Source organism: Piscinibacter sp. HJYY11 (assembly GCF_016735515.1).
Classification (GTDB): Bacteria; Pseudomonadota; Gammaproteobacteria; order Burkholderiales; family Burkholderiaceae_C; genus Rhizobacter.
In genome coordinates, this window is the sequence record NZ_JAERQZ010000001.1 from 2,460,927 (window position 1) to 2,480,181 (window position 19,255).

The 19,255-nt window shown below is 67.6% G+C and carries 22 protein-coding genes; 9 read left to right on the plus strand and 13 right to left on the minus strand.

Annotated elements, in window-relative coordinates:
- Positions 1–10 precede the first annotated feature (10 nt).
- Positions 11–628, minus strand: a complete 618-nt coding sequence (locus JI745_RS11295; protein ID WP_201806262.1) for a TetR/AcrR family transcriptional regulator — start codon at positions 626–628, stop codon at positions 11–13.
- Positions 629–695: 67 nt separating this feature from the next.
- Entirely contained in the window at positions 696–1,778 is a 1,083-nt protein-coding gene (locus tag JI745_RS11300) for an AraC family transcriptional regulator (protein WP_201806263.1), read from the minus strand.
- 145 nt (positions 1,779–1,923) lie between these two features.
- Here JI745_RS11300 and JI745_RS11305 point away from each other — a divergent pair, with 145 nt between their 5' ends.
- Positions 1,924–2,481, plus strand: coding sequence for an acyloxyacyl hydrolase (locus tag JI745_RS11305; RefSeq protein ID WP_201806265.1), 558 nt, complete (start codon positions 1,924–1,926; stop codon positions 2,479–2,481).
- 6 nt (positions 2,482–2,487) lie between these two features.
- Here JI745_RS11305 and JI745_RS11310 read toward each other — a convergent pair whose 3' ends face one another.
- The 3 genes from JI745_RS11310 to JI745_RS11320 are packed head-to-tail and all read right to left on the minus strand — an operon-like array spanning position 2,488 to position 6,055.
- Positions 2,488–3,672 carry an acyl-CoA dehydrogenase gene (locus tag JI745_RS11310; RefSeq protein ID WP_201806267.1) on the minus strand — a complete coding sequence of 395 codons (1,185 nt, stop codon included), beginning with the start codon at positions 3,670–3,672 and terminating at the stop codon, positions 2,488–2,490.
- 17 nt (positions 3,673–3,689) lie between these two features.
- A complete protein-coding gene (locus JI745_RS11315) occupies positions 3,690–4,850 on the minus strand; it encodes an acyl-CoA dehydrogenase family protein (protein ID WP_201806269.1) in 1,161 nt (386 codons plus the stop codon).
- A gap of 2 nt (positions 4,851–4,852) precedes the next feature.
- A complete protein-coding gene (locus JI745_RS11320) occupies positions 4,853–6,055 on the minus strand; it encodes an acyl-CoA dehydrogenase family protein (protein WP_201806270.1) in 1,203 nt (400 codons plus the stop codon).
- 285 nt (positions 6,056–6,340) lie between these two features.
- Here JI745_RS11320 and JI745_RS11325 point away from each other — a divergent pair, with 285 nt between their 5' ends.
- Complete coding sequence (locus tag JI745_RS11325) at positions 6,341–7,159, plus strand: IclR family transcriptional regulator (RefSeq protein WP_201806272.1); 819 nt, start codon at positions 6,341–6,343, stop codon at positions 7,157–7,159.
- A 33-nt stretch (positions 7,160–7,192) separates the two neighbouring features.
- Here the strand turns inward: JI745_RS11325 and JI745_RS11330 are convergent, their stop codons facing one another.
- Positions 7,193–7,666 carry a response regulator gene (locus JI745_RS11330; RefSeq protein ID WP_201806273.1) on the minus strand — a complete coding sequence of 158 codons (474 nt, stop codon included), beginning with the start codon at positions 7,664–7,666 and terminating at the stop codon, positions 7,193–7,195.
- A 167-nt stretch (positions 7,667–7,833) separates the two neighbouring features.
- On the opposite strand from JI745_RS11330, the gene JI745_RS11335 reads away from it, so the two are divergent.
- Genes JI745_RS11335 through JI745_RS11350 form a run of 4 tightly spaced genes read left to right on the plus strand, consistent with a single transcriptional unit; the run spans position 7,834 to position 12,418 of the window.
- A complete protein-coding gene (locus tag JI745_RS11335; protein WP_201806275.1) occupies positions 7,834–8,535 on the plus strand; it encodes a GntR family transcriptional regulator in 702 nt (233 codons plus the stop codon).
- A complete protein-coding gene (locus tag JI745_RS11340; RefSeq protein ID WP_201806278.1) occupies positions 8,528–9,829 on the plus strand; it encodes a malonyl-CoA decarboxylase in 1,302 nt (433 codons plus the stop codon). The genes JI745_RS11335 and JI745_RS11340 overlap by 8 nt, the downstream gene beginning before the upstream one ends.
- Before the next feature lie 32 nt (positions 9,830–9,861).
- A complete protein-coding gene (locus tag JI745_RS11345) occupies positions 9,862–10,872 on the plus strand; it encodes a tripartite tricarboxylate transporter substrate binding protein (RefSeq protein ID WP_201806280.1) in 1,011 nt (336 codons plus the stop codon).
- A 13-nt stretch (positions 10,873–10,885) separates the two neighbouring features.
- Positions 10,886–12,418 carry a malonyl-CoA synthase gene (locus JI745_RS11350; protein ID WP_201806282.1) on the plus strand — a complete coding sequence of 511 codons (1,533 nt, stop codon included), beginning with the start codon at positions 10,886–10,888 and terminating at the stop codon, positions 12,416–12,418.
- Positions 12,419–12,502: 84 nt separating this feature from the next.
- Here JI745_RS11350 and JI745_RS11355 read toward each other — a convergent pair whose 3' ends face one another.
- Positions 12,503–12,994, minus strand: coding sequence for an outer membrane beta-barrel protein (locus tag JI745_RS11355; protein WP_201806284.1), 492 nt, complete (start codon positions 12,992–12,994; stop codon positions 12,503–12,505).
- A gap of 280 nt (positions 12,995–13,274) precedes the next feature.
- Between JI745_RS11355 and JI745_RS11360 the strand changes: the two genes are divergently transcribed.
- Positions 13,275–14,117: a hypothetical protein gene (locus JI745_RS11360; RefSeq protein ID WP_201806286.1), complete on the plus strand. Its 843-nt coding sequence runs from the start codon at positions 13,275–13,277 to the stop codon at positions 14,115–14,117.
- A gap of 1 nt (position 14,118) precedes the next feature.
- Positions 14,119–14,346 carry a cysteine-rich CWC family protein gene (locus JI745_RS26375; RefSeq protein WP_201806288.1) on the plus strand — a complete coding sequence of 76 codons (228 nt, stop codon included), beginning with the start codon at positions 14,119–14,121 and terminating at the stop codon, positions 14,344–14,346.
- Positions 14,347–14,424: 78 nt separating this feature from the next.
- On the opposite strand, the gene JI745_RS11370 is transcribed toward JI745_RS26375, so the two are convergent.
- From JI745_RS11370 to JI745_RS11395, 6 genes are all read right to left on the minus strand, one after another.
- Positions 14,425–14,610 (minus strand): hypothetical protein, encoded by a 186-nt coding sequence (locus JI745_RS11370; RefSeq protein ID WP_201806289.1) that lies wholly within the window; start codon positions 14,608–14,610, stop codon positions 14,425–14,427.
- A gap of 81 nt (positions 14,611–14,691) precedes the next feature.
- Positions 14,692–16,368, minus strand: a complete 1,677-nt coding sequence (locus tag JI745_RS11375) for an MFS transporter (protein ID WP_201806290.1) — start codon at positions 16,366–16,368, stop codon at positions 14,692–14,694.
- 159 nt (positions 16,369–16,527) lie between these two features.
- Positions 16,528–17,172, minus strand: coding sequence for a 2-hydroxychromene-2-carboxylate isomerase (locus JI745_RS11380; protein ID WP_201806291.1), 645 nt, complete (start codon positions 17,170–17,172; stop codon positions 16,528–16,530).
- Positions 17,169–17,375 (minus strand): DUF1289 domain-containing protein, encoded by a 207-nt coding sequence (locus JI745_RS11385; protein WP_201806292.1) that lies wholly within the window; start codon positions 17,373–17,375, stop codon positions 17,169–17,171. The genes JI745_RS11380 and JI745_RS11385 overlap by 4 nt, the downstream gene beginning before the upstream one ends.
- A gap of 1 nt (position 17,376) precedes the next feature.
- Positions 17,377–17,874, minus strand: coding sequence for a YbaK/EbsC family protein (locus tag JI745_RS11390; protein ID WP_201806293.1), 498 nt, complete (start codon positions 17,872–17,874; stop codon positions 17,377–17,379).
- On the minus strand, positions 17,871–18,785 hold the full coding sequence (locus JI745_RS11395) for a hydroxymethylglutaryl-CoA lyase (RefSeq protein WP_201806295.1): 915 nt from the start codon (positions 18,783–18,785) through the stop codon (positions 17,871–17,873). The genes JI745_RS11390 and JI745_RS11395 overlap by 4 nt, the downstream gene beginning before the upstream one ends.
- A gap of 103 nt (positions 18,786–18,888) precedes the next feature.
- Here JI745_RS11395 and JI745_RS11400 point away from each other — a divergent pair, with 103 nt between their 5' ends.
- Positions 18,889–19,251 (plus strand): hypothetical protein, encoded by a 363-nt coding sequence (locus JI745_RS11400; RefSeq protein ID WP_201806297.1) that lies wholly within the window; start codon positions 18,889–18,891, stop codon positions 19,249–19,251.
- Positions 19,252–19,255 lie beyond the last annotated feature (4 nt).

Here is a 19,255-nt window from a genome sequence, read left to right on the forward strand (position 1 = left end):
GTGAACCTCCTCACGCAGCCAGGCCGCGCAGTGCGTAGTCGATGCGCCGCGCCACTGCGGCATCCGAGAGCACGTGGTGCTCGATGGCGGCCACCACCGGCGCCGGCGCGCGCGAGCCCAGCGCACCGCCAATCAGCACCGGCGCACCCACCGCACCGGCGAGGAAGGCGATCGCCTCCTGCGGCGGGGCGTCGACGATCAGGCCTTCACGCTGCGCCTGCATCACCAGGCTCAAGACCACCGCCACATGCCGCGGCAGGTTGGCACTGAAGAACTCGATCACCGCGGCCTCGCCCGCCATCGCGTCGGCGGCCATGCGCAACAACAGCGGGTGCTGCTCGCGCCCGAAGCGGGCCAGGACCGCGAGCACCGCCCGCAGGTTGTCGAGCACCGGGCGCTTCTGGTCCACCTTCAAGGTGAGCGCCGAGAACATCTCTTCGTAGACCCGCTGCAGGACGGCGCGGATGAAGGTGTCCTTGTTCTTGAAGTGGTAGTGAAACATGCCGAGGTTGACCCCCGCGTGGTCGGCGAGCTTGCGCACCGACAGGCCGGCACAGCCGGTCTGCGGGAGGAGCTCGAGGCCGGCGTCGAGCAGGAGCTGGTCGACGTTTTGGGACGGGCGTGGCATGGCCGTAACTATACGAACGTATAGTTATTGGCGCAATACCCCAATTCGCACCAAGGTTTCGCTTTGTTCAGGCGTCGGATGGAGAGGCCGCGGCGCGCCGGTAGTCGGTGGGCGTGGCACCGAAGGCGTCTCGGAAGGCGCGGTTGAATGGGCCGATGCTGGCAAAGCCGGCGTCCATCGCAATGGTCAGCACCGGCAGATGTGCGAACGCCGGGTCACGCAGGCGCTCGGCCGCCTCGCGCAGGCGGAAGTGGTTGAGAAAGGCCGCGAAGTTCTTGAAGCCGAGGTGGCCGTTGATGACGCTGCGCAACCGGTGCTCGGGAAGCTCGACGATGGTCGCGAGTTCCCCAATCCCCAGGCCATGGCGGCGGTACAGCGCCTCGCGCCGCACGGTGTCGAGCACGTACTCGGCCTGCCGCGCGGCCAGCGCCTGGTTGACGCTGCTGCGGTGCTCGCCCACCGTGCTCAGGTCCTGCTGCACCGGGGGCTCGGGGGCACGCGCCACGTCCAGCACGCGCCGCCAGGGGCTCGGTTGGCCGACGGCCAATGCCAGCCAGAACAGCTTGAACAAGGTCTGGGCACCGATGGAGGCGGCCGCCACGTCGACCGGTGCGAGCCTGCGCAGGCCGGCGGCACACACCACGAGCACCAGCGCCACATAGGCCACGCAGGCCAGCGCCAGCGCCGTGCGCATGCGGCGGCGGAACTCGTCCAGGTCGTCACGGCGGCGCCCCGCCAGGTGCCACAGCATGTGGACCACGAAGCCCGCCAGCCCCACCGACAGCGCCCCGAGCCAGAGCGGCCGCAGGCCCGGCCAGGCCGAGGCCAGCGCCACGAGCAGCACCACGCCGGCACTGCCCACCAGCGCCGGACGGGCGTCGCTCACCCCGTCGAACAGGAAGCGCAGCACGAGCCAGAGCAGCGGCACGCCGCAGCAGGCCACGGCCCGCAGCGCCCAGCGCAGCTCTTCCGTCGACTGCACCACCGCCGGCAGGGGCAAGAGGCTGTAGGCCGCGCCGCTCACCGCCAGGCAGCCGACGGCCACCACCGCGCGTGACACGCCCGGCATCACCGCCATCGCCACCCCCACGGCCACCGACAAGGCCACCGAGGCGCCGGCCAGGAACGTCAGCAGTTCGATCGAAGACATGCGGCGCCGAGGGAGTGGAAACGCCGCGGAATTCTAGAAACCCGGTTCCGATTTCGAATTCGGCCAGCAAGCGTTCAAACGCGGCAAGACCCCCGCGCCGCCTGCCGGCACCCTGCAGGCCTCTCAACCACGGAGTTCTTTTGTCATGGCATGGGGTCTTCTCACGCTGACCGGCCTGTTCGGCGGCTTCACGCTGGCCGATGCGCCGGCCACGCACATCCAGGAGGTCGGGCTCGAACGCTTCGAGCCCCTGCACGCCAACCGGCAGCTTCATCTCACGAATGCCACCGCGCATCTGCGCGAAAAGCAGGTGGCCGGTTGGCCGCTCACGCTGCGCCTCGGCCTGGTCGCGCAACACGCGCGAGGCGAGATCACCCAGCTCACCGACACGCTGTCAGAGCAGACCCTGCACAGCCCCGGCCATGGGCTGGGCATCAGCGCCGAAGCGCGCTGGCGGGTGCGGAGTGGCTTTCACCTGGACGCGAGCGCCGCGCCGATGCTCTACGACCGCCGCTTCCCGGCCGGCGGCACCCACTACAACGGGATGTTCCAGGCCGGTCCGTCGATCACCTGGCAGATGGGGCCGGGCCGCTGGACGCTCGGCGCGCGCTGGCTGCACATCTCCAACGGCCGCGGTCTCGGCCCCGACAACCCGTCGACCGAAGGGCGGGGGCTGGTGTTGCGCTACCAGCTCCCGCTCTGAGCCGCCTCAGTTCGCGAAGGCGGCAATGCCGGTCTGCGCCCGGCCGAGGATCAGCGCATGCACGTCGTGCGTGCCCTCGTAGGTGTTGACCACTTCGAGGTTGACCAAGTGGCGGGCCACGCCGAACTCGTCGCTGATGCCGTTGCCGCCCATCATGTCGCGCGCCAGGCGGGCGATGTCGAGCGCCTTGCCGCACGAGTTGCGCTTCATGATCGAGGTGATCTCGACCGCGGCCGTGCCTTCGTCCTTCATGCGGCCCAGGCGCAGGCAGCCCTGCAGGCCGAGCGTGATCTCGGTCTGCATGTCGGCCAGCTTCTTCTGGATCAGCTGGTTCGCCGCGAGCGGGCGGCCGAACTGCTTGCGGTCGAGCACGTACTGGCGCACACGGAACCAGCAGTCTTCGGCGGCGCCGAGCGCGCCCCACGCAATGCCGTAACGCGCGCTGTTCAGGCAAGTGAACGGGCCCTTCAGGCCGCGCACTTCGGGGAAGGCGTTCTCCTCGGGGCAGAACACGTTGTCGAGCACGATCTCGCCGGTGATCGAGGCGCGCAGGCCGACCTTGCCGTGCACCGCCGGGGCGCTCAGGCCCTTCCAGCCCTTCTCGAGCACGAAGCCGCGGATCGCGCCTTCCTCGTCTTTCGCCCACACCACGAACACGTCGGCGATCGGGCTGTTGCTGATCCACATCTTGGCGCCAGTGAGGCTGTAGCCGCCTTGCACCTTCTTCGCGCGGGTGACCATGCTGCCGGGGTCGGAGCCGTGGTCGGGCTCGGTGAGGCCGAAGCAGCCGATCCACTGGCCGCTCGCGAGCTTGGGCAGGTACTTCTGCTTGGTCGCTTCGTTGCCGAACTCGTTGATCGGCACCATCACGAGCGAGCTCTGCACACTCATCATCGAGCGGTAGCCGGAGTCGACTCGCTCCACTTCACGTGCGATCAGGCCGTAGCACACGTAGTTGAGCGCGGCACCGCCGTACTGTTCGGGGATCGTCGGGCCGAGCAGGCCCAGCTCGCCCATCTCGCGGAAGATCGAAGGGTCGGTCTTCTCGTGGCGGAAGGCCTCGAGCACGCGCGGTGCGAGCTTGCCCTGGCAGTAGTCCCGCGCGGCATCGCGGATCTGGCGTTCGTCGCTGGTGAGCTGCTGGTCGAGCAGCAAGGGGTCGTCCCACTGGAATGCGGCTTTGTTGGCCATGTGTCTGTCTCCTGTCGTCAAGCTGCGAGCGGGATGTCGCGCTGGGTGAGAGCGGCAAACCGTTGAAGGTGTGTGTCAGTGTCACCGAAGCTGAGTTCGATCGCCATCAGCCGCTTGAAGAAGTGGCTGACGTTGAGCTCTTCGGTCATGCCCATGCCGCCGTGCAGCTGCACCGACTGCTGGCCGATGAAGCGGCAGGCGTTGCCGATCACCACCTTCGCGGCCGAGAGGGTCTTGCGGCGCTGGGTGTCGTCGGCCACGTTGCAGTGCATCGCGGCGAGGTAGGCCATCGAGCGCGACTGCTCCAGGTGCAGGAGCATGTCGGCGGTGCGGTGCTGCAAGGCCTGGAAACGGCCGATGGGCTGGCCGAACTGCTGGCGCGTCTTCAGGTACTCGATGGTGGCGTTGACGGTGGCTTCCATCACGCCGAGGGATTCGGCGCAGAGGGCGGCAAGGCCGATGTCGAGGGCACGATCGATCGCGGCGGTGGCGCTGGTCGTGGGCGCGCCCAGCAGCGATGCGGCCGGCACCTTCACATCCGTGAGCACGACGTCGGCGGCACGGCGACCGTCGAGTGTCTTGAAGGCCTTGAGCACGAGGCCCGGCGCATCCTTGGACACGCGGAACACAGCGACACCGTCCGCTTCCCCCGGCTGGCCGCTCATACGCGCCGAGACCAGCAGCTCGTCTGCGGCAGGTGCCAGCGACACGACGGCCTTGTGGCCGTTGAGCAGGTATCCATCACCGCTCTTCTTCGCACTCGTCTCGACCCACACTGGCTGGCCACGCCCGGCCGCTTCGGTATGCGCGAGCACGACGATGCGCTCGCCACCGCCCATCGCGGGCAGCAGCTCGGCGCGCTGCTCGGGCGAGCCGAAGTCACGCACCAGCGCGGTCGCGATCACGGCGCTGTCGAGCAGCGGCTCGCACAGCAGCGCCGGGCCGGCCGATTGCATGGCGAGCAGCGTCTCGATCGGGCCGTAACCCAGGCCGCCATCGGCCTCGGGGATGTTCATCGCCAGCACACCCAGGTCGGCCAGGCCTTGCCAGACCTCGCGGCTCCAACCGTCCGCGCTCTTCAGGATCTTGTGGCGGCGCTCGAAGCTGTAGTCGCCTTGAACGAAACGGCTGATGGCGTCTTGCAGCTGGTGCTGCTCTTCGCTGAAGGAGAAGTCCATGTTTACAGTCCCAGCAGTTGTTGGGAAATGATGTTCTTCTGGATCTCGTTGGACCCGCCGAAGATCGAGAGCTTGCGCATGTTGCAGTAGTGGGCGCCGAGGCCGGCGGCATAACGCGGGCCGATGTCGCCCTCTTCGTCGCTCTCGTTTTCCGCCTTGAAGGGCAAGGCGTAGGGGCCGACGGCCGCCACCAGCAACTCGGTGATCGCCTGCTGGATTTCCGTGCCCTTGATCTTGAGGATCGACGCGGCCGGGCCGGGGGCCTTCTCGTTGGCCTCGTCGGAGAGCACGCGCAGGTTGGTCATCTCGAGTGCCATCAGGTCGATCTCGATCTGCGCGACCTTGGCGGAGAAGAGCGGGTCCTCCAGCAGAGGCTTGCCGTTCTTCATCTCGGTGGCCGCCACACGCTTCAAGCGCTCGATCTCGCGCTTGCTGATGCCGATGCCGGCGATGTTGCTGCGCTCGTGGCCGAGCAAGAACTTCGCGTACGTCCAGCCCTTGTTCTCTTCGCCGATCAGGTTCTCGGCGGGCACCCGCACGTTCTCGAACCAGACCTCGTTCACCTCATGCGCGCCGTCGAGCGTGATGATGGGCCGCACGGTGATGCCGGGCGACTTCATGTCGATGAGGAGGAAGCTGATGCCGCGCTGCGCCTTGGCCTGCGGGTCGGTGCGCACCAGGCAGAAGATCCAGTCGGCGTGCTGGCCGAGGGTCGTCCAGGTCTTCTGGCCGTTGACGACGAAGTGGTCGCCGTCCTTGTCGAAGCCGCGCACGGCGCGGGTCTTGAGCGATGCGAGGTCGGAGCCCGAACCCGGCTCCGAGTAGCCCTGGCACCACCACTTCCGGGCCGACGAGATGTCAGGCAGGAAGCGCTTCTGCTGCTCGGGCGAGCCGAAGGCCATGATCACCGGCGCCACCATCTTGATGCCGAAGGGGATGAGCCGCGGCGCGCCCGCGGCCGCACATTCCTCTTCGAAGATGTACTGCTGCACCGCGTTCCAGCCGGGGCCGCCGTGCTCCCTGGGCCACCCGGGCCCGCCCCAGCCCCGCTCGTGGAGCGTGCGCTGCCACATCACATGGTCGTCGCGCGTGAGGCGCAGGCTGTTGACCACCTTGTGGCGCAGCGAGGCGGGCAGCTTGTCGCGCACGAAGGCGCGCACCTCCTGGCGGAAGGCTTGTTCTTCGGGGGTGAAGGTCAGGTCCATGCAGACGTCTCGTTAGGGAGGCGCAGCCCTCGGTCGGGGTGCTTGCGTCGCCCGGCGAGATGTGCTGCAATGCGGAACAAGATTCCGCAAGTAAAAACAGAACGGCGATTGTTCATTCACGCCTGCAGGCTGTCAACTTGTGGTCTCCACCGACGAAAAGCGATCGTTCAGCCCGGGAGCGCGAGGCTCCCCGCCACCCCATCCCGGGTGGACTGGGGAATCCGAGAAGCTCCTATTTGTGGATTTGTGTTCCACTTTGGACGCTTTTGCAGGGACCGACAGACGATGGACACACTGACCAAGAACGCCCGGATCGAACGCAGCCGCTCCGCCCCCAAACCGAAGGAAGACCGCCATTTCGTGACGGCGCTGGCGCGCGGGCTCGAGGTGCTGGCCTGTTTCCGCTCGGGCGACAAGGCGCTGGGCAACCAGGAGATCGCCACCCGCTGCCGGCTGCCCAAGTCGACGGTGTCGCGGCTCACCTCCACGCTCACCAAGCTCGGCTACCTGATCCAGGTCGAGGAGAGCGGCAAGTACCGCCTGGGCACCGCCACGCTGTCGCTCGGCAGCGCCATGCTCGCGCGGCTCGACGTGCGCCAGATCGCCCGGCCCATGATGCAGGAGCTGGCCGATGCGTCGCGCTCGATGGTGTCGCTCGGCACGCGCGACCGGCTGTCGATGATCTACGTGGAAAACTGCCGCAGCTCGGCGGCCCTCACGCTCAGCCTCGACGTGGGCTCGCGCATCCCGGTTGCCACCTCGGCGATCGGCCGTGCCTGGCTCGCCGCCATCCCCGACCGCGAACGACAGGACTTCATGGAGCGTGTGCAAGAGCTCGACGAAGTGGCCTGGCCCGACATCCGCGACGGCATCAACCGTGCGATGGACGAGTACAACACGCTCGGTGTCACCTGCTCCTTCGGCGACTGGCAGAAAGACGTGAACGGCATCGCACGTGCCTTCCAGCCGGGCGGCGGGCTGCCGCCGATGGCCATCAACTGCGGCGGGCCGTCGTTCAACCTGTCGAAGGACTTCCTGCTCAACGAGGTGCGGCCACGCCTCATCGACATGGTGACGCGGCTCGAGGCCTCGCTGCTGCGCTGAGCCGGCGCGGCCGGGTTCACACCCTCGACAGCGTCAATAGCGCGACGCGCTGCCGCCCTGCGAGGCGCCATTGCGGCGCGCCCCGGTGACGGGGTCAATCCCTCCCGCCGCGGCGAGCCCGCGGCGCACGCCCTTCTCCAGCTGCGTGGCGCTGATCGGCTTCACCCAGTATTCGTAGGCGCCCAGGCTCATCGCCTTGAGGATGTCCATCGACAAGTGGTCCGCCGTCAGCAGCGCGACCTTCAGGCCCTGCGAGATCTCCACGTTGAGCGCGCGCACCACCTCCAGGCCGCCGGTGTCGGGCAGGTGCATGTCGAGCAGGACCAGCTGAGGGCGTTCGCTGCGGACCTTCTCCACACCCTCCGCCCCGGTCGCCGCGCGGATCAGGTGGATCCCCGGCAGCGTGGCCGCCAGCTGCGCCTGGACCAGCAGGAAGTTCAGGTCCTGGTCTTCGATGTAGAGAACGGTGCCCTGGGGTTCAGGGCCGCTCACACGCAGGTCATCCATGGGGAGGCGGGTTCTTGTTGCAGTGCACCAAGCATAGAACTCGCCGGCAGGAGCACAAGCCGAACTGACGCCTCAAACAGGGTTTTGGGGTTCACCCTCGTTGTAATTATTAATTTCCAGGCGTAGATTGGCGACACCGAATCAGCCGGTCCTGCCCAGGCGATGCCATGGTCGATGTCACACCGCTACGCCGATCATCACTTCATGAAGAAGTGGCTACTCGCCTTCGAAACATGGTGTTCGAGCGACAGCTCGCACCCGGCGACTGGATCGACGAGCTGGCCCTGGCCCAGCAATGGCAGATCAGCCGCACGCCGCTGCGCGAGGCCTTGAAGGTCCTGGCCGCCGAAGGCTTGGTCGAACTGGTGCCGCGGCAGGGCTGCCGGGTGACCGAGATGTCGGAAGACGATGCCGAAGAGCTCTTCCCCGTGATGGCCCTGCTGGAAGGTCGTTGCGCTTTCGAAGCGGTGCGCAAGGCCACGCCGGCCGACATCGCCCGGCTGCGCCAGCTGCACCAGACGCTCGAGCGCCACGCCGCCGCGCACGACATCGACGGCTACTACCGCGCCAACCACGACTTCCACAGCACGGTGCAGTCGCTCGCCGACAACCGCTGGCTCGACCGCGCCACCAACGAGCTGCGCACGTTCCTGCGCCTGCTGCGCGGCCGCCAGCTCAACCGGCCGGGCCGCATCGAGGACTCGATCAACGAACACCGCGTGCTGATGGCCGCCTTCGAACAGCGCGATGCCGCGCGTGCCGAGCGACTGATGCACGACCACCTGATGGCGCAGCTGGCCGCGTTGAAGGCCCTGCGCGCCGACGAGCAGGAGGCAAGCGCTCATCAAACGGGGAGTCAACATGCTTGAAGAACTGAAGACCGCCGCGCGCCGCGCGACCGATGGCCGCCAGCTGCGCAGCCTGCTGCTCGACTGCCACCGCCTGCTCTCCGAGCGCGGCGAGGCCAACAGCGTGGCCATCGCGCGCCAGCTGGTCTCGCGCTTCAGCGCCTTGCCCGAGGAGCAGCAGGCCGGCTTCTTCGACAAGCTCTCCACCGACTTCAGCCCCGACCCGCAGGCGGTGCTCGACGGGGCCCAGGCCTACGCGCAGGAGCCCACGCCGGAGAATCTGATCCGCCTGACACGCCTGGCCGAGCCGCCGCGGCAGGAGCTGCTTCGCCGCATCAACCGCACGCCGGGGGGCACGGCACAGATCGTCGCGATGCGGCGCAAGCTGCTGTCGCGTCTGCCTGCGCAACCGGGCTTGAGCGCGCTGGAGAGCGACTTCCACCACCTGCTCTCGTCCTGGTTCAACCCCGGCTTCCTGCAGATGCAGCAGGTCGACTGGCGCTCGCCCGCCGAGCTGCTGGAGCAGATCATCCGCCACGAGGCGGTGCACGAGATCGACGGCTGGGACGACCTGCGCCGCCGCCTGCAGCCCGATCGCCGCTGCTTCGCGTTCTTCCACCCGCAGCTGCCCAACGAGCCGCTGATCTTCGTGGAGGTGGCGCTGCTGCCCGAGATGCCGGATGCGATCGCCCCGCTGATCGACAAGCGCGCGCAGCCACTGCCGCCGAGCGACTTCAAGGTCGCGGCCTTCTACTCCATCAGCAACTGCCAGCCCGGCCTGCGCGGCGTGTCGCTCGGCAACTTCCTCATCAAGCGCGTGGCCGAGCAGCTGCACCGCGAGCTGCCGCAGATCCGCCGCTACTGCACGCTGTCGCCCATCCCGGGTTTCGCCAAGTGGCTGCAGGCCGGCACGCCGCCGCCCGAGGGCCTGAAGCGCAGCGTGGCCGAGCGCCTGGCAGACGCACGCGAGCTGCTCCTCAAAGCAACTGGCGGCGACCTCTCGACACTCGCAAGCGCGAACAAGCTGCAAGCGCTCGACGAGCCGGCAAGCGAAGCCTTGTCGCGGCTGTGCGCCTCGTACCTCGTGCACCATGCGGCCACGACGCACGGTGATTCGGTGGCCCGCTTCCACCTCGACAACGGCGCGCGCCTGGAGCGCCTCAACCCCATGGGGGACCTGTCGCGCAAAGGCTTGAAGCAATCCTTCGGCATGATGGTCAACTACCTCTACGACCTTCACAAAATCGAAGCCAGCCACGAGCAGTTCGTGCACGGCGAGGTGGCGCATTCGCGCGCCGTCGCCGCCTTGATTTGATCTCTCTCACACGCACCCCACAGGAGACGACCATGACCCACCCTGAGCACCCCCTGCTGCGCCGCAGGCGCCTCATCACCCTCGGCTCGCTGGGCGCCGGCGCCATGCTCGCCGCACCCTTCGTGCGTGCGCAGTCCGCGGCGGGCTGGCCGACGAAGCCCGTCACCATCATCGTGCCCTTCCCGGCCGGCGGCGGCACCGACGCTTTCGCCCGCCCGCTGTTCGCCACGATGAGCCGCAACACCGGCAAGCAGTTCGTCATCGACAACAAGGGCGGCGCCGGTGGCACCGTCGGCGCCACGCTCTCGGCCAAGTCGGCACCCGATGGCTACAACTTCTTCATGGGCGCGGTGCACCACGCGATTGCGCCGGCCATGTACCCCAAGCTCGAATACAACATCGAGACCGATTTCATCCCGGTGGGCCTGATCTCCAGCGTGCCGCAGGTGATCGTGGTAAATCCGCAGAAGGTGCCGGTGAACGACCTCAAGGGCTTCCTCGACTACGTGCGCAAGAACCCGGCCAAGCTCAACTACGGCTCGGCCGGCAACGGCACCTCGCACCACCTGGCCGGCGAGCTCTTCAAGCTGCAGACCAAGACGTTCATCACGCACATCCCCTACCGCGGCGCCGGCCCGGCGCTGCAGGACCTGATCGCCGGCCAGGTCGACCTGATGTTCGACGGCCTCGGCTCCTCGGCCGCGCACATCAAGGGCGGCCGCATCAAGGCGCTGGCGGTGGCGAGCGACAAGCGCGCGCCCGGCTTCCCCGACGTGCCGACCAGCGGCGAAGGCGGCGTGCCGACCTACCAGGTGGCCACCTGGTACGGCCTGTGGGCGCCCAAGGGCACACCCAAGGAGCTGATCGACGCGATGCGCGCCGAGATGCAGAAGGCCCTCGGCTCCGACGAGCTGAAGAAGACCTGGAACGGCCTCGGCACCGACACGCCCAACCTCTATGGCGACGCCTTCGGCCGCTTCGTGAGCGCGGAAGTGAAACGCTGGGGCGAGGTCGTGAAGAAGTCAGGCGCCACGCTCGAATGAAATAGATAGCGACATGAGCCACAACTCCAACATCTTTGCCGCAATTCGCGGCGGCTTTCCGGAGGACCTCGACCGCACCGCGATCGAGACGCTCGACACACCGGGCTTCTACACCTGGCGTGACCTCGAGCGCGGCAGCGCGATGATGGCCAACCTGCTCGCCTCGCTCAACCTGCCCGAGGGCAGCCGGGTGGCGGTGCAGACCGAGAAATCGGTCGAAGGGCTGATGCTCTACCTCGCGGTGTTGCGCGCCGGCTTCGTCTACCTGCCGCTCAACACCGCCTACCAGTCCGCCGAGATCGAGTACTTCATCGGCAACGCCGAGCCGGCGGTGGTGGTCTGCGCGAGCAAGAACTTCGGCTGGATCAGCCAGCTCGCGTTCAAGGCCGGCACCACGCACGTGTACACGCTCGACGACGACCGCAGCGGCAGCCTGCTCGCCCGCGCCGCGCACCATAGCGACCAGCACAGGCCGGTGGAGCGTGAAGCCGACGACCTGGCCTGCATCCTTTACACCAGTGGTACGACGGGCCGCAGCAAGGGCGCGATGCTGACGCACGGCAACATCCTCTCCAACACGCTGACGCTCGCGGCCTACTGGGGCTGGCAGCAGGGCAAGGACGTGCTGATCCACGCGCTGCCGCTCTTCCACGTGCACGGCCTCTTCGTTGCGGCGCAGGCGGCGCTGATCAGCGGCAGCAAGATGCTGTGGCTTTCCAAGTTCGACCCCAAGCTCGTCGTGTCACGCCTGCCGGAGGCCACGGTCTTCATGGGCGTGCCCACGCTCTACGTGCGCCTGCTGGCCGAACCCGGCCTGACGCGCGAAGCGTGCTCCAACATGCGGATCTTCACGGCCGGCTCGGCGCCGCTCTTGATCGAGACCTTCAACGAATGGCGCGAGCGCACCGGCCACACCATCGTCGAGCGCTACGGCATGAGCGAGACCTCGATCCTCACGTCGAACCCGTACCGCGCTGAAGACGGCGAACGCCGCGGCGGCACGGTCGGCTTCCCGCTGCCGGGCATCGGCCTGCGGGTGCAAGACGACAAGGGCCCATGCCCCGTCGGCGAGGTCGGCGGCATCCAGGTGAAGGGCGACAACGTCTTCGCCGGCTACTGGCGCATGCCCGAGAAAACGAAGGAAGAATTCACCGAAGACGGCTGGTTCAAGACCGGTGACGTCGGCCGCATCGACGAACGTGGCTACGTCACCATCGTCGGCCGCAGCAAGGACCTCATCATCTCGGGCGGCTACAACGTCTACCCGGCCGAGGTGGAAGGCTTCATCAACGAGATGCCCGGCGTGGCCGAGAGCGCGGTGGTGGGCGTGCCCCACCCTGACTTCGGCGAGGTGGGCGTGGCCCTCGTGGTGCCCAAGCCCGGCGCCTCACTCGACGATGCGGCGGTGCTCCAGTTGCTGAAGAGCCGCATCGCCAATTTCAAGGTGCCCAAGCGTGTGTTCGTGATGAACGAACTGCCGCGCAACACGATGGGCAAGGTGCAGAAGAACGTGCTGCGCGATCAGCACAAGACGCTCTTCACCTAGCGCGGCTGGCCGAGCGCCGGGCCGGTCCCAAGCCGGCCCGCATCCCCGCGGGGATCGGTCGACGTGCTCGTCGACCGAGGGCTGTCAGAAACCGACTTGGAGGCCGATGGAGAAGAAATCTCCATCGCCACCGCCGATGTTTTCGTATTCGAGCCGAAGCGCGGCGGTCTGCGTGAAGTTGAAGAGCAGGCCGGCACCCAGGCCCAGCTCGAGGTCGCTGTCGCTGCTGACGCCCGGGCCGCTGCGCTTGACGCGCAGGTAGTGCACGCCGGCCTTGCCGAAGGCACCAAACTGCGCGTTGAGCGGGAAGCGCGCGACGGCCGAGCCGCCCAGCGACATGGCCGAGTGCTTGCGGCCGAGCGGCAGGTCTTCCGAGCCGTGGCTCACCACCTGGCCTTCCCAGCCGAAGATGGGCGTGACCTTGCCGCCGAGGAAGACCTTGAGGCCGGTGCCGTAGTCGGTGCTGCCGATCGACGCACCCGCCCACGACGGCCTGAACGACTGGGCCGCTGCAGGCCCGGCAGCCAGCAGGCCGGCGGCGACGAAGGAGGCGAGGGCGAGAGAAATCTTGTTCATGTGTGTGACTCCTGGGAGAAAGCGCCGCCGGTCGACCTGACCGCAGCGAAGGGCGAGCTTACGCACGCCACCTGGCGATTCCGGCACAAAGCCCCAGCGGCGGGCTGCGAGGCGTTGGCAGGCCGCCACTCCACGTAAGCAGACGCATCCGGGCGTGACACCGGGCAACCGACATGCCCGCCCTGCCCCGAACACCGCGTAACAACCTGGTGCAGACGCCGCATCGGGCGCGCGATGAAATCCGGGGACCGTCGATCACCGGCCGCTGTGCGCCGCTCGCATGAACTTCCTCGAACGCATTCCCACCGGCTGGCTGCTGACTGGCGCCGCCTTCGCGTGCCTTCTGCTGTGGGCTGGCCCCGGATGGGCCCAGACCACGGGCGACCCGGTCGCCGGCCGCGCGCTCTTCGAAGACACGCCCGGCGAGACCGGCAACGCGCAGCTCGGCTCGTGCACCAACTGCCACTCCATCCACGACCGGCGCAACCGCATCGCGACCGGCACCATCACGGCCACCCCGCCCTTCACCGCCGTCAGCTTCAACAGCGCCACCGGTCGCTTCGGTGCCGCCATCGCCGGCAACTACAACGGCTCGATGGGCCAGTTCAGCGCGCTCAACACCACGCAGTTCCAGGACATCGCGGCCTACATCGCCGACACGCCCAAGCTCAGCGTCGACTCGCTCAGCTTCAGCCCGAGCGCCATCAACACCAACACGCTGTCGCAGAACGTCGACCTCAGCAACGCCGTCACCAACGGCACGCTGACCATCACCAACGTGGCCCTTTCCGGCAGCGGCGCGGCACGCTTCAACGTGACGTCTGACAACTGCACCTCGCAGACGATTGCGGCCAGCACGGTGTCCACGGCCAGCACCTGCCGCGTCTCGGTGCGCTTCTCGGCGCCCAACACCAGCACCTACACCGCCTCGCTCACGCTGACGATGCGCGTGCAAGGCAGCGCCACGACCTTCACCCGCGTGCTGCCCCTTTCCGGCCAGGTGGCCACCACGCCGCCGCCCGCCAGTGGGGGTGGCGGAGACTCCGGCGGCGGTGGGCTGGGCCTCGTCTGGCTGGCCGGCCTGGCGCTCGCCACAGCCGCGCTGGCCCGTCGCCGCGCGTGAGGTGAGCTCCACCGCCGACGCAAGCTGCCCACGCTGCGGCGGAGGCTTCCACTGCGGCGTGCGAGACACCACGCCGTGCGCCTGCGGCACGATCGACCTGTCGGCCGAAACCCTGCAGCTGCTGCGCGAGCACTACAGCGCCTGCCTGTGCCTGCCCTGCCTGCGTGAAGTCGCGCGGCTCTCACCCGACGCGTTGCGTGCAGACATGACAAAGCCGGCGCCGTCCTGAGACGGGCCGAGGCAACAAAAAGCCGGCTCAGTCCATCGGACTGGCCGGCGTTGCCCGAAGGCGCGAGTCGCTCTCTGGTTACTGCGACGCGGCCGAGCTGGGGGCAGAAGCGGCAGAAGCAGCAGCAGGAGCGGAAGCCGCCGCAGGCGCGTGCGAGGTGTCGATGCCGTGCTTCTCACCGCTCATGTCGATGTCGCCGCCCTTGCTGAGCAGCCACAACGTCAGCGCCGCGATCGCGACGAAACCCACAACGATCTTCCACATGCTGAGTACTTCCGGGTAGTTGAGTTTGAGTTGGGATTCAACGGCCCGCGCACGACAGGTGCACGGGCCGCGGGGGTGACATCAGTCCTTCGCGTAGATGTCCACGTCCTTGGTTTCCTTCACCAGCAGGACGCCGACCACGAAGGTCATGAGCGCCACGATGATGGGGTACCAGAGGCCGTTGTACATGTTGCCGGTGGCCGCCACCACCGCAAACGCGGTCGTGGGCATCAGGCCGCCGAACCAGCCGTTGCCGATGTGGTACGGCAGGCTCATCGAGGTGTAGCGAATGCGCGTCGGGAAGAGCTCCACCAGCATCGCCGCGATCGGGCCGTAGACCATGGTCACGTAGATCACGAGGATGGTCAGGATGCCGACGATGGTCCACCACTGGCCGCTCAAGAACGCGATCGGCGCGGCCTTGGTCGGGTAGCCCGCAGCCTTCAGCGTGTCGGTCACGTCCTTCTTGAAGGCGGCGATCGACTTGACGCTGGCCTCGTCGAACTTCGAGTTCACCACCGTACCCACCGGCGCGGTGATCACCTTGTCACCGATGGTGATGGTGGCGGGGCCGGTGCCGACCTTGTTCTCGTAGGAGACCGAGCTTTGCGCCAGGTAGCGCTTGGCGATGTCGCACGACGTGCGGAAGTCGATCTCGCGGGCGATCGGGCTGCCCTGGAACGAGCACTCCTTCGGGTCCGCCGTCACGATCACCTGGGTCTTGGCTTGCGCCGCGGCCAGCTCGGGGTTGGCGGCCTTGGTCAGCGCGCCGAAGAGCGGGAAGTAGGTCAGCGCGGCCAGCAGGCAGCCCGCCATGATGATCGGCTTGCGGCCGATCTTGTCGGACAGCGTGCCGAACACGATGAAGAACGGCGTGCCGATCAGGAGCGACACCGCGATCAGGATGTTGGCCGTCGACGGGTCGACCTTCAGCGCCTGCGTCAGGAAGAAGAGCGCGTAGAACTGGCCGGTGTACCAGACCACGGCCTGGCCGGCGGTCAGGCCGACGAGCGCCAGGATCACGATCTTCAGGTTCTTCCACTGGCCGAACGACTCGGTCAGCGGCGCCTTGGAGGTCTTGCCCTCTTCCTTCATCTTCTTGAAGGCGGGCGATTCGTTCATGGACAGCCGGATCCACACGCTGATGGCCAGCAGGAAGATCGACACCAGGAACGGGATGCGCCAGCCCCAGTCGCCGAAGGCCTGTTCGCCCATCGCCGTGCGGGTGCCCAGGATCACCATCAGCGACAGGAAGAGGCCCAGCGTCGCCGTGGTCTGGATCCACGAGGTGTAGGCGCCGCGCTTGCCGTGCGGCGCGTGCTCGGCCACATAGGTGGCGGCACCGCCGTACTCACCGCCGAGCGCCAGGCCCTGCAGCAGGCGCAGGCCGATCAGGATGACCGGCGCGGCCACGCCGATGGAGGCGTAGGTCGGCAGCACACCGACGATGAAGGTCGCGAGACCCATGATCAGGATGGTGACCAGGAAGGTGTACTTGCGGCCGATCATGTCGCCCAGGCGGCCGAACACCAGCGCGCCGAACGGGCGCACCAGGAAGCCGGCTGCGAACGCGAGCAGCGCGAAGATGAAGGCGGAGGTCGGGTCCAGGCCCGCGAAGAATTGCTTGGCGATGATCGGCGCCAGCGAACCATACAGATAGAAGTCGTACCACTCGAACACCGTGCCGAGACTGGAGGCGAAGATGACCTTCTTTTCCTCTCCGGTCATCGGCGCGCTCGATGCGCTTGCAGCTGCCATGAATTTCTCCTCGATTGAACCCCACCCGATTGATGAGGATCAGGCAGTGTCACGGCGGGCTCTGACCCCGCCCTGACACGACGCTGATACGAAACTGACAAACTCAGGGGCAACCCTGAGTGTTCATTTCTTCATGCGAGAACCCGAGGGCTTGCGAGATCAGTGTTTTCGCTGAACGGCAGCCGGGATGGCTGACACCGAGGCCCAGTCCGGCCCGTCGAACCAGGGCTCGCCGCGCAGGTAGGCCGACAGCAGCGCGAGGCCGTCGAGGCCCCAGAAGAGCTTGTCGTCGACCTCGACCGTCGGCACGCCGAAGACGCCCCGCGCGGCGGCCGCGGCGGTCGCGGCCTTGAGCTCGTCCTTCACCTCCGCGCTCGCCACGTCACGCTGCGGCGCGAGGCGCTGCGCCAGGGCTTCCAGCCGGCCGGCATCGGTCGCATCGGCCCCGCCGCGCCACACGTGGTGCAGCACCTGCTCGCAGGCCCAGCGGTTGGGCGTGCCGCCCGCCGGCGCCGTGGCCACCAGCAGGCGCAGCAGCGCGAGCGGGTTGAACGGGTGCGCCGCCGGCATCTGCAGCGGAAGCTGCAGCGAATGGGCGAGCCACAGCACCTGGCGGTAGGTCCAGTCGCGCTTGGGGGCGATCTCGGCCGGGCCTTTCTGGCCCCAGTGCTGCAACAGGCCGGCGAGCAGGATGGGCTCGTGGCTCACGCTGTAGCTCAGGCCTTCGAGCACCTGAGGCAAGCGTTCGAAGGCGAGGTAGGCGTAAGGCGAGATCGGGTCGAAGCTGAAACGCAGGTGCTTCATGGCGCGGGCAGGTCGAAGAAGGGTTGTTCGGCCTGGCGCTGCTCGATGAGGCGCCACACCCGGCGCTTGGCGTCGTCGTCGAGCGTGGACCAGGCGGCGATCTCGTCGATCGTGCGCAGGCAACCTTCGCACAGGCCGCTTTGCGGGTGCATGCGGCACACGCTGATGCAGGGGCTCGGCACGGGTGCGGTGGCGGCGGGCATGTCAGGGCGAGGGCGTGACGTCGGCCATCGGTGCGCCGGTCATCGCCTGCAGTTGCGCGGGGGTCAGCTTGAAGACACCGTTGGGGTGGCCGGCGGCAGCCCAGATCTCGTCGAAACGTGCGAGCTCGCGGTCGATCAGCATCACCGGCGGCGTGAGGTGGCCCACCGGCGACACCCCGCCGATGGAGTAGCCGGTCGCAGCCTTCACGAAGTCGGCATCGGCACGCCCCAGCGGGCCGGTGAGCGCAGCGACCTTCTCCACGTCGACGCGCAGGTCGCCCGAGGTGACGACGAGCACCGGCGCGCTGTCGTGCTTGCGCTTGAAGATCACGCTCTTGGCGATCTGGCCGAGCTGCACGCCGAGCGCATCGGCGGCCTCCTGCGCAGTGCGTGCGGTGACGTCGAGGTAGACCGGCGCGTGCGGATGACCCTTCTCGGCAAGCAGGGCCGTGACGCGGCGAAAGCCCTCCGGCTTGTCGTTCAGTTCGATGTCGCTCATGCGTTCGCTTTCTCTCGCTTTGCCAGCATCGCACGGCCCACGCGCGACACCGGCGGGCGGCCCAGCACCCCGGAGATGTACGCCCCGGCGTCGACCAGCGCATCGAGGTCGATGCCGGTCGAGATGTCGAGCCCGTTGAGCATGAAGAGCACGTCCTCGGTGGCGACGTTGCCCGTCGCACCCTTCGCATAGGGGCAGCCTCCGAGGCCGGCCACGCTCGCGTCGAAGGTGTGCACCCCGAGCTCGAGGCAGGCGTAGATGTTGGAGAGCGCCTGGCCGTAGGTGTCGTGGAAATGGCCGCTGACCTCGACCAGCGGGTAGTGCTTCAACGCACGCTCCATCGCGCGCTGCACCTTTCGCGGTGTGCCCACGCCGATGGTGTCGGCCACACCGCAATGGTCGACGCCGATCTCCTTCATCAGGCGCACCACACGTTCGACCTCGTCGGCACTCACCTCACCCTGGTAGGGGCAGCCGAGCGCGCACGAGATCGCACCGCGCACCTTGAGGCCGGCGTCGTGTGCCGCGGCGACCACCGGTGCAAAACGCTCGATGCTCTCGGCGATGCTGCAGTTGATGTTGCGCTGGCTGAAGGCTTCGCTCGCCGCACCGAAGACGACCACTTCATCGGGCTTGGTCGGCAACGCCGCTTCGAGCCCCTTCATGTTGGGCACCAGCACGGCGTAGCGCACACCGCCTTGGCGCACGATGCCCGCCATCACCTCGGCGTTGTCGGCCATCTGCGGCACCCACTTGGGGCTCACGAAACTGGTGGCCTCGATCTCACGCAGGCCCGCGGCCTGCAAGCGGTGCACCAGCTCGATCTTGTGCGCTGCGGCGACGTGTTGTTTCTCGTTCTGCAAACCGTCCCGTGGGCCCACCTCGACGAGCGTCACATGGCTAGGAAACATGACCAAATCCTCAATATGGGTGACTGAAGTCACGGACCCCCACGAGTAGGGATGGCGACCCCTGTCTCACGGGATGAAGATACTCCAACTGCTGGAGTGACCTGTGTCGAACCAAGTTCAATTGCGCATCGCAGCACGCATCCATTTCATCCTCAAGCGCGACCTGGGAGAAGGGATCAACGTGCCGGCCATGCTGTCCGATGCCGGCGAAGCCCGCGAGGTGCTCTTCGTCTGCCAGGCCTCGGGCAACCGCGAACTGGTCTCGCTCGCACGGCAGTTCGTGCAGGCCGGCAAGCTGGCCGCTCCCGAAGTGGCCGTGAAGGCCGATGCACCGCAAGACGCCGCATGGGCGCGCCACACCTCGGGCTTCGGCGTTTCGCGCCCGCCCGCGCAAGAGCCGGAAGAAAGCAGCTGGCGCAGTGCCACGCAGTGGCTGCGCCGCGGGCCGCGCGTCGTCACCCGCTGAGCGT

Bases quoted from the DNA above. Each gene is read 5' to 3' on its own strand.
- JI745_RS11295 (WP_201806262.1), bottom strand. From the start codon at position 628: ATGCCACGCCCGTCCCAAAACGTCGACCAGCTCCTGCTCGACGCCGGC.
- JI745_RS11300 (WP_201806263.1), bottom strand. From the start codon at position 1,778: ATGTCTTCGATCGAACTGCTGACGTTCCTGGCCGGCGCCTCGGTGGCC.
- JI745_RS11305 (WP_201806265.1), top strand. From the start codon at position 1,924: ATGGCATGGGGTCTTCTCACGCTGACCGGCCTGTTCGGCGGCTTCACG.
- JI745_RS11310 (WP_201806267.1), bottom strand. From the start codon at position 3,672: ATGGCCAACAAAGCCGCATTCCAGTGGGACGACCCCTTGCTGCTCGAC.
- JI745_RS11315 (WP_201806269.1), bottom strand. From the start codon at position 4,850: ATGGACTTCTCCTTCAGCGAAGAGCAGCACCAGCTGCAAGACGCCATC.
- JI745_RS11320 (WP_201806270.1), bottom strand. From the start codon at position 6,055: ATGGACCTGACCTTCACCCCCGAAGAACAAGCCTTCCGCCAGGAGGTG.
- JI745_RS11325 (WP_201806272.1), top strand. From the start codon at position 6,341: ATGGACACACTGACCAAGAACGCCCGGATCGAACGCAGCCGCTCCGCC.
- JI745_RS11330 (WP_201806273.1), bottom strand. From the start codon at position 7,666: ATGGATGACCTGCGTGTGAGCGGCCCTGAACCCCAGGGCACCGTTCTC.
- JI745_RS11335 (WP_201806275.1), top strand. From the start codon at position 7,834: ATGGTCGATGTCACACCGCTACGCCGATCATCACTTCATGAAGAAGTG.
- JI745_RS11340 (WP_201806278.1), top strand. From the start codon at position 8,528: ATGCTTGAAGAACTGAAGACCGCCGCGCGCCGCGCGACCGATGGCCGC.
- JI745_RS11345 (WP_201806280.1), top strand. From the start codon at position 9,862: ATGACCCACCCTGAGCACCCCCTGCTGCGCCGCAGGCGCCTCATCACC.
- JI745_RS11350 (WP_201806282.1), top strand. From the start codon at position 10,886: ATGAGCCACAACTCCAACATCTTTGCCGCAATTCGCGGCGGCTTTCCG.
- JI745_RS11355 (WP_201806284.1), bottom strand. From the start codon at position 12,994: ATGAACAAGATTTCTCTCGCCCTCGCCTCCTTCGTCGCCGCCGGCCTG.
- JI745_RS11360 (WP_201806286.1), top strand. From the start codon at position 13,275: ATGAACTTCCTCGAACGCATTCCCACCGGCTGGCTGCTGACTGGCGCC.
- JI745_RS11370 (WP_201806289.1), bottom strand. From the start codon at position 14,610: ATGTGGAAGATCGTTGTGGGTTTCGTCGCGATCGCGGCGCTGACGTTG.
- JI745_RS11375 (WP_201806290.1), bottom strand. From the start codon at position 16,368: ATGGCAGCTGCAAGCGCATCGAGCGCGCCGATGACCGGAGAGGAAAAG.
- JI745_RS11380 (WP_201806291.1), bottom strand. From the start codon at position 17,172: ATGAAGCACCTGCGTTTCAGCTTCGACCCGATCTCGCCTTACGCCTAC.
- JI745_RS11385 (WP_201806292.1), bottom strand. From the start codon at position 17,375: ATGCCCGCCGCCACCGCACCCGTGCCGAGCCCCTGCATCAGCGTGTGC.
- JI745_RS11390 (WP_201806293.1), bottom strand. From the start codon at position 17,874: ATGAGCGACATCGAACTGAACGACAAGCCGGAGGGCTTTCGCCGCGTC.
- JI745_RS11395 (WP_201806295.1), bottom strand. From the start codon at position 18,785: ATGTTTCCTAGCCATGTGACGCTCGTCGAGGTGGGCCCACGGGACGGT.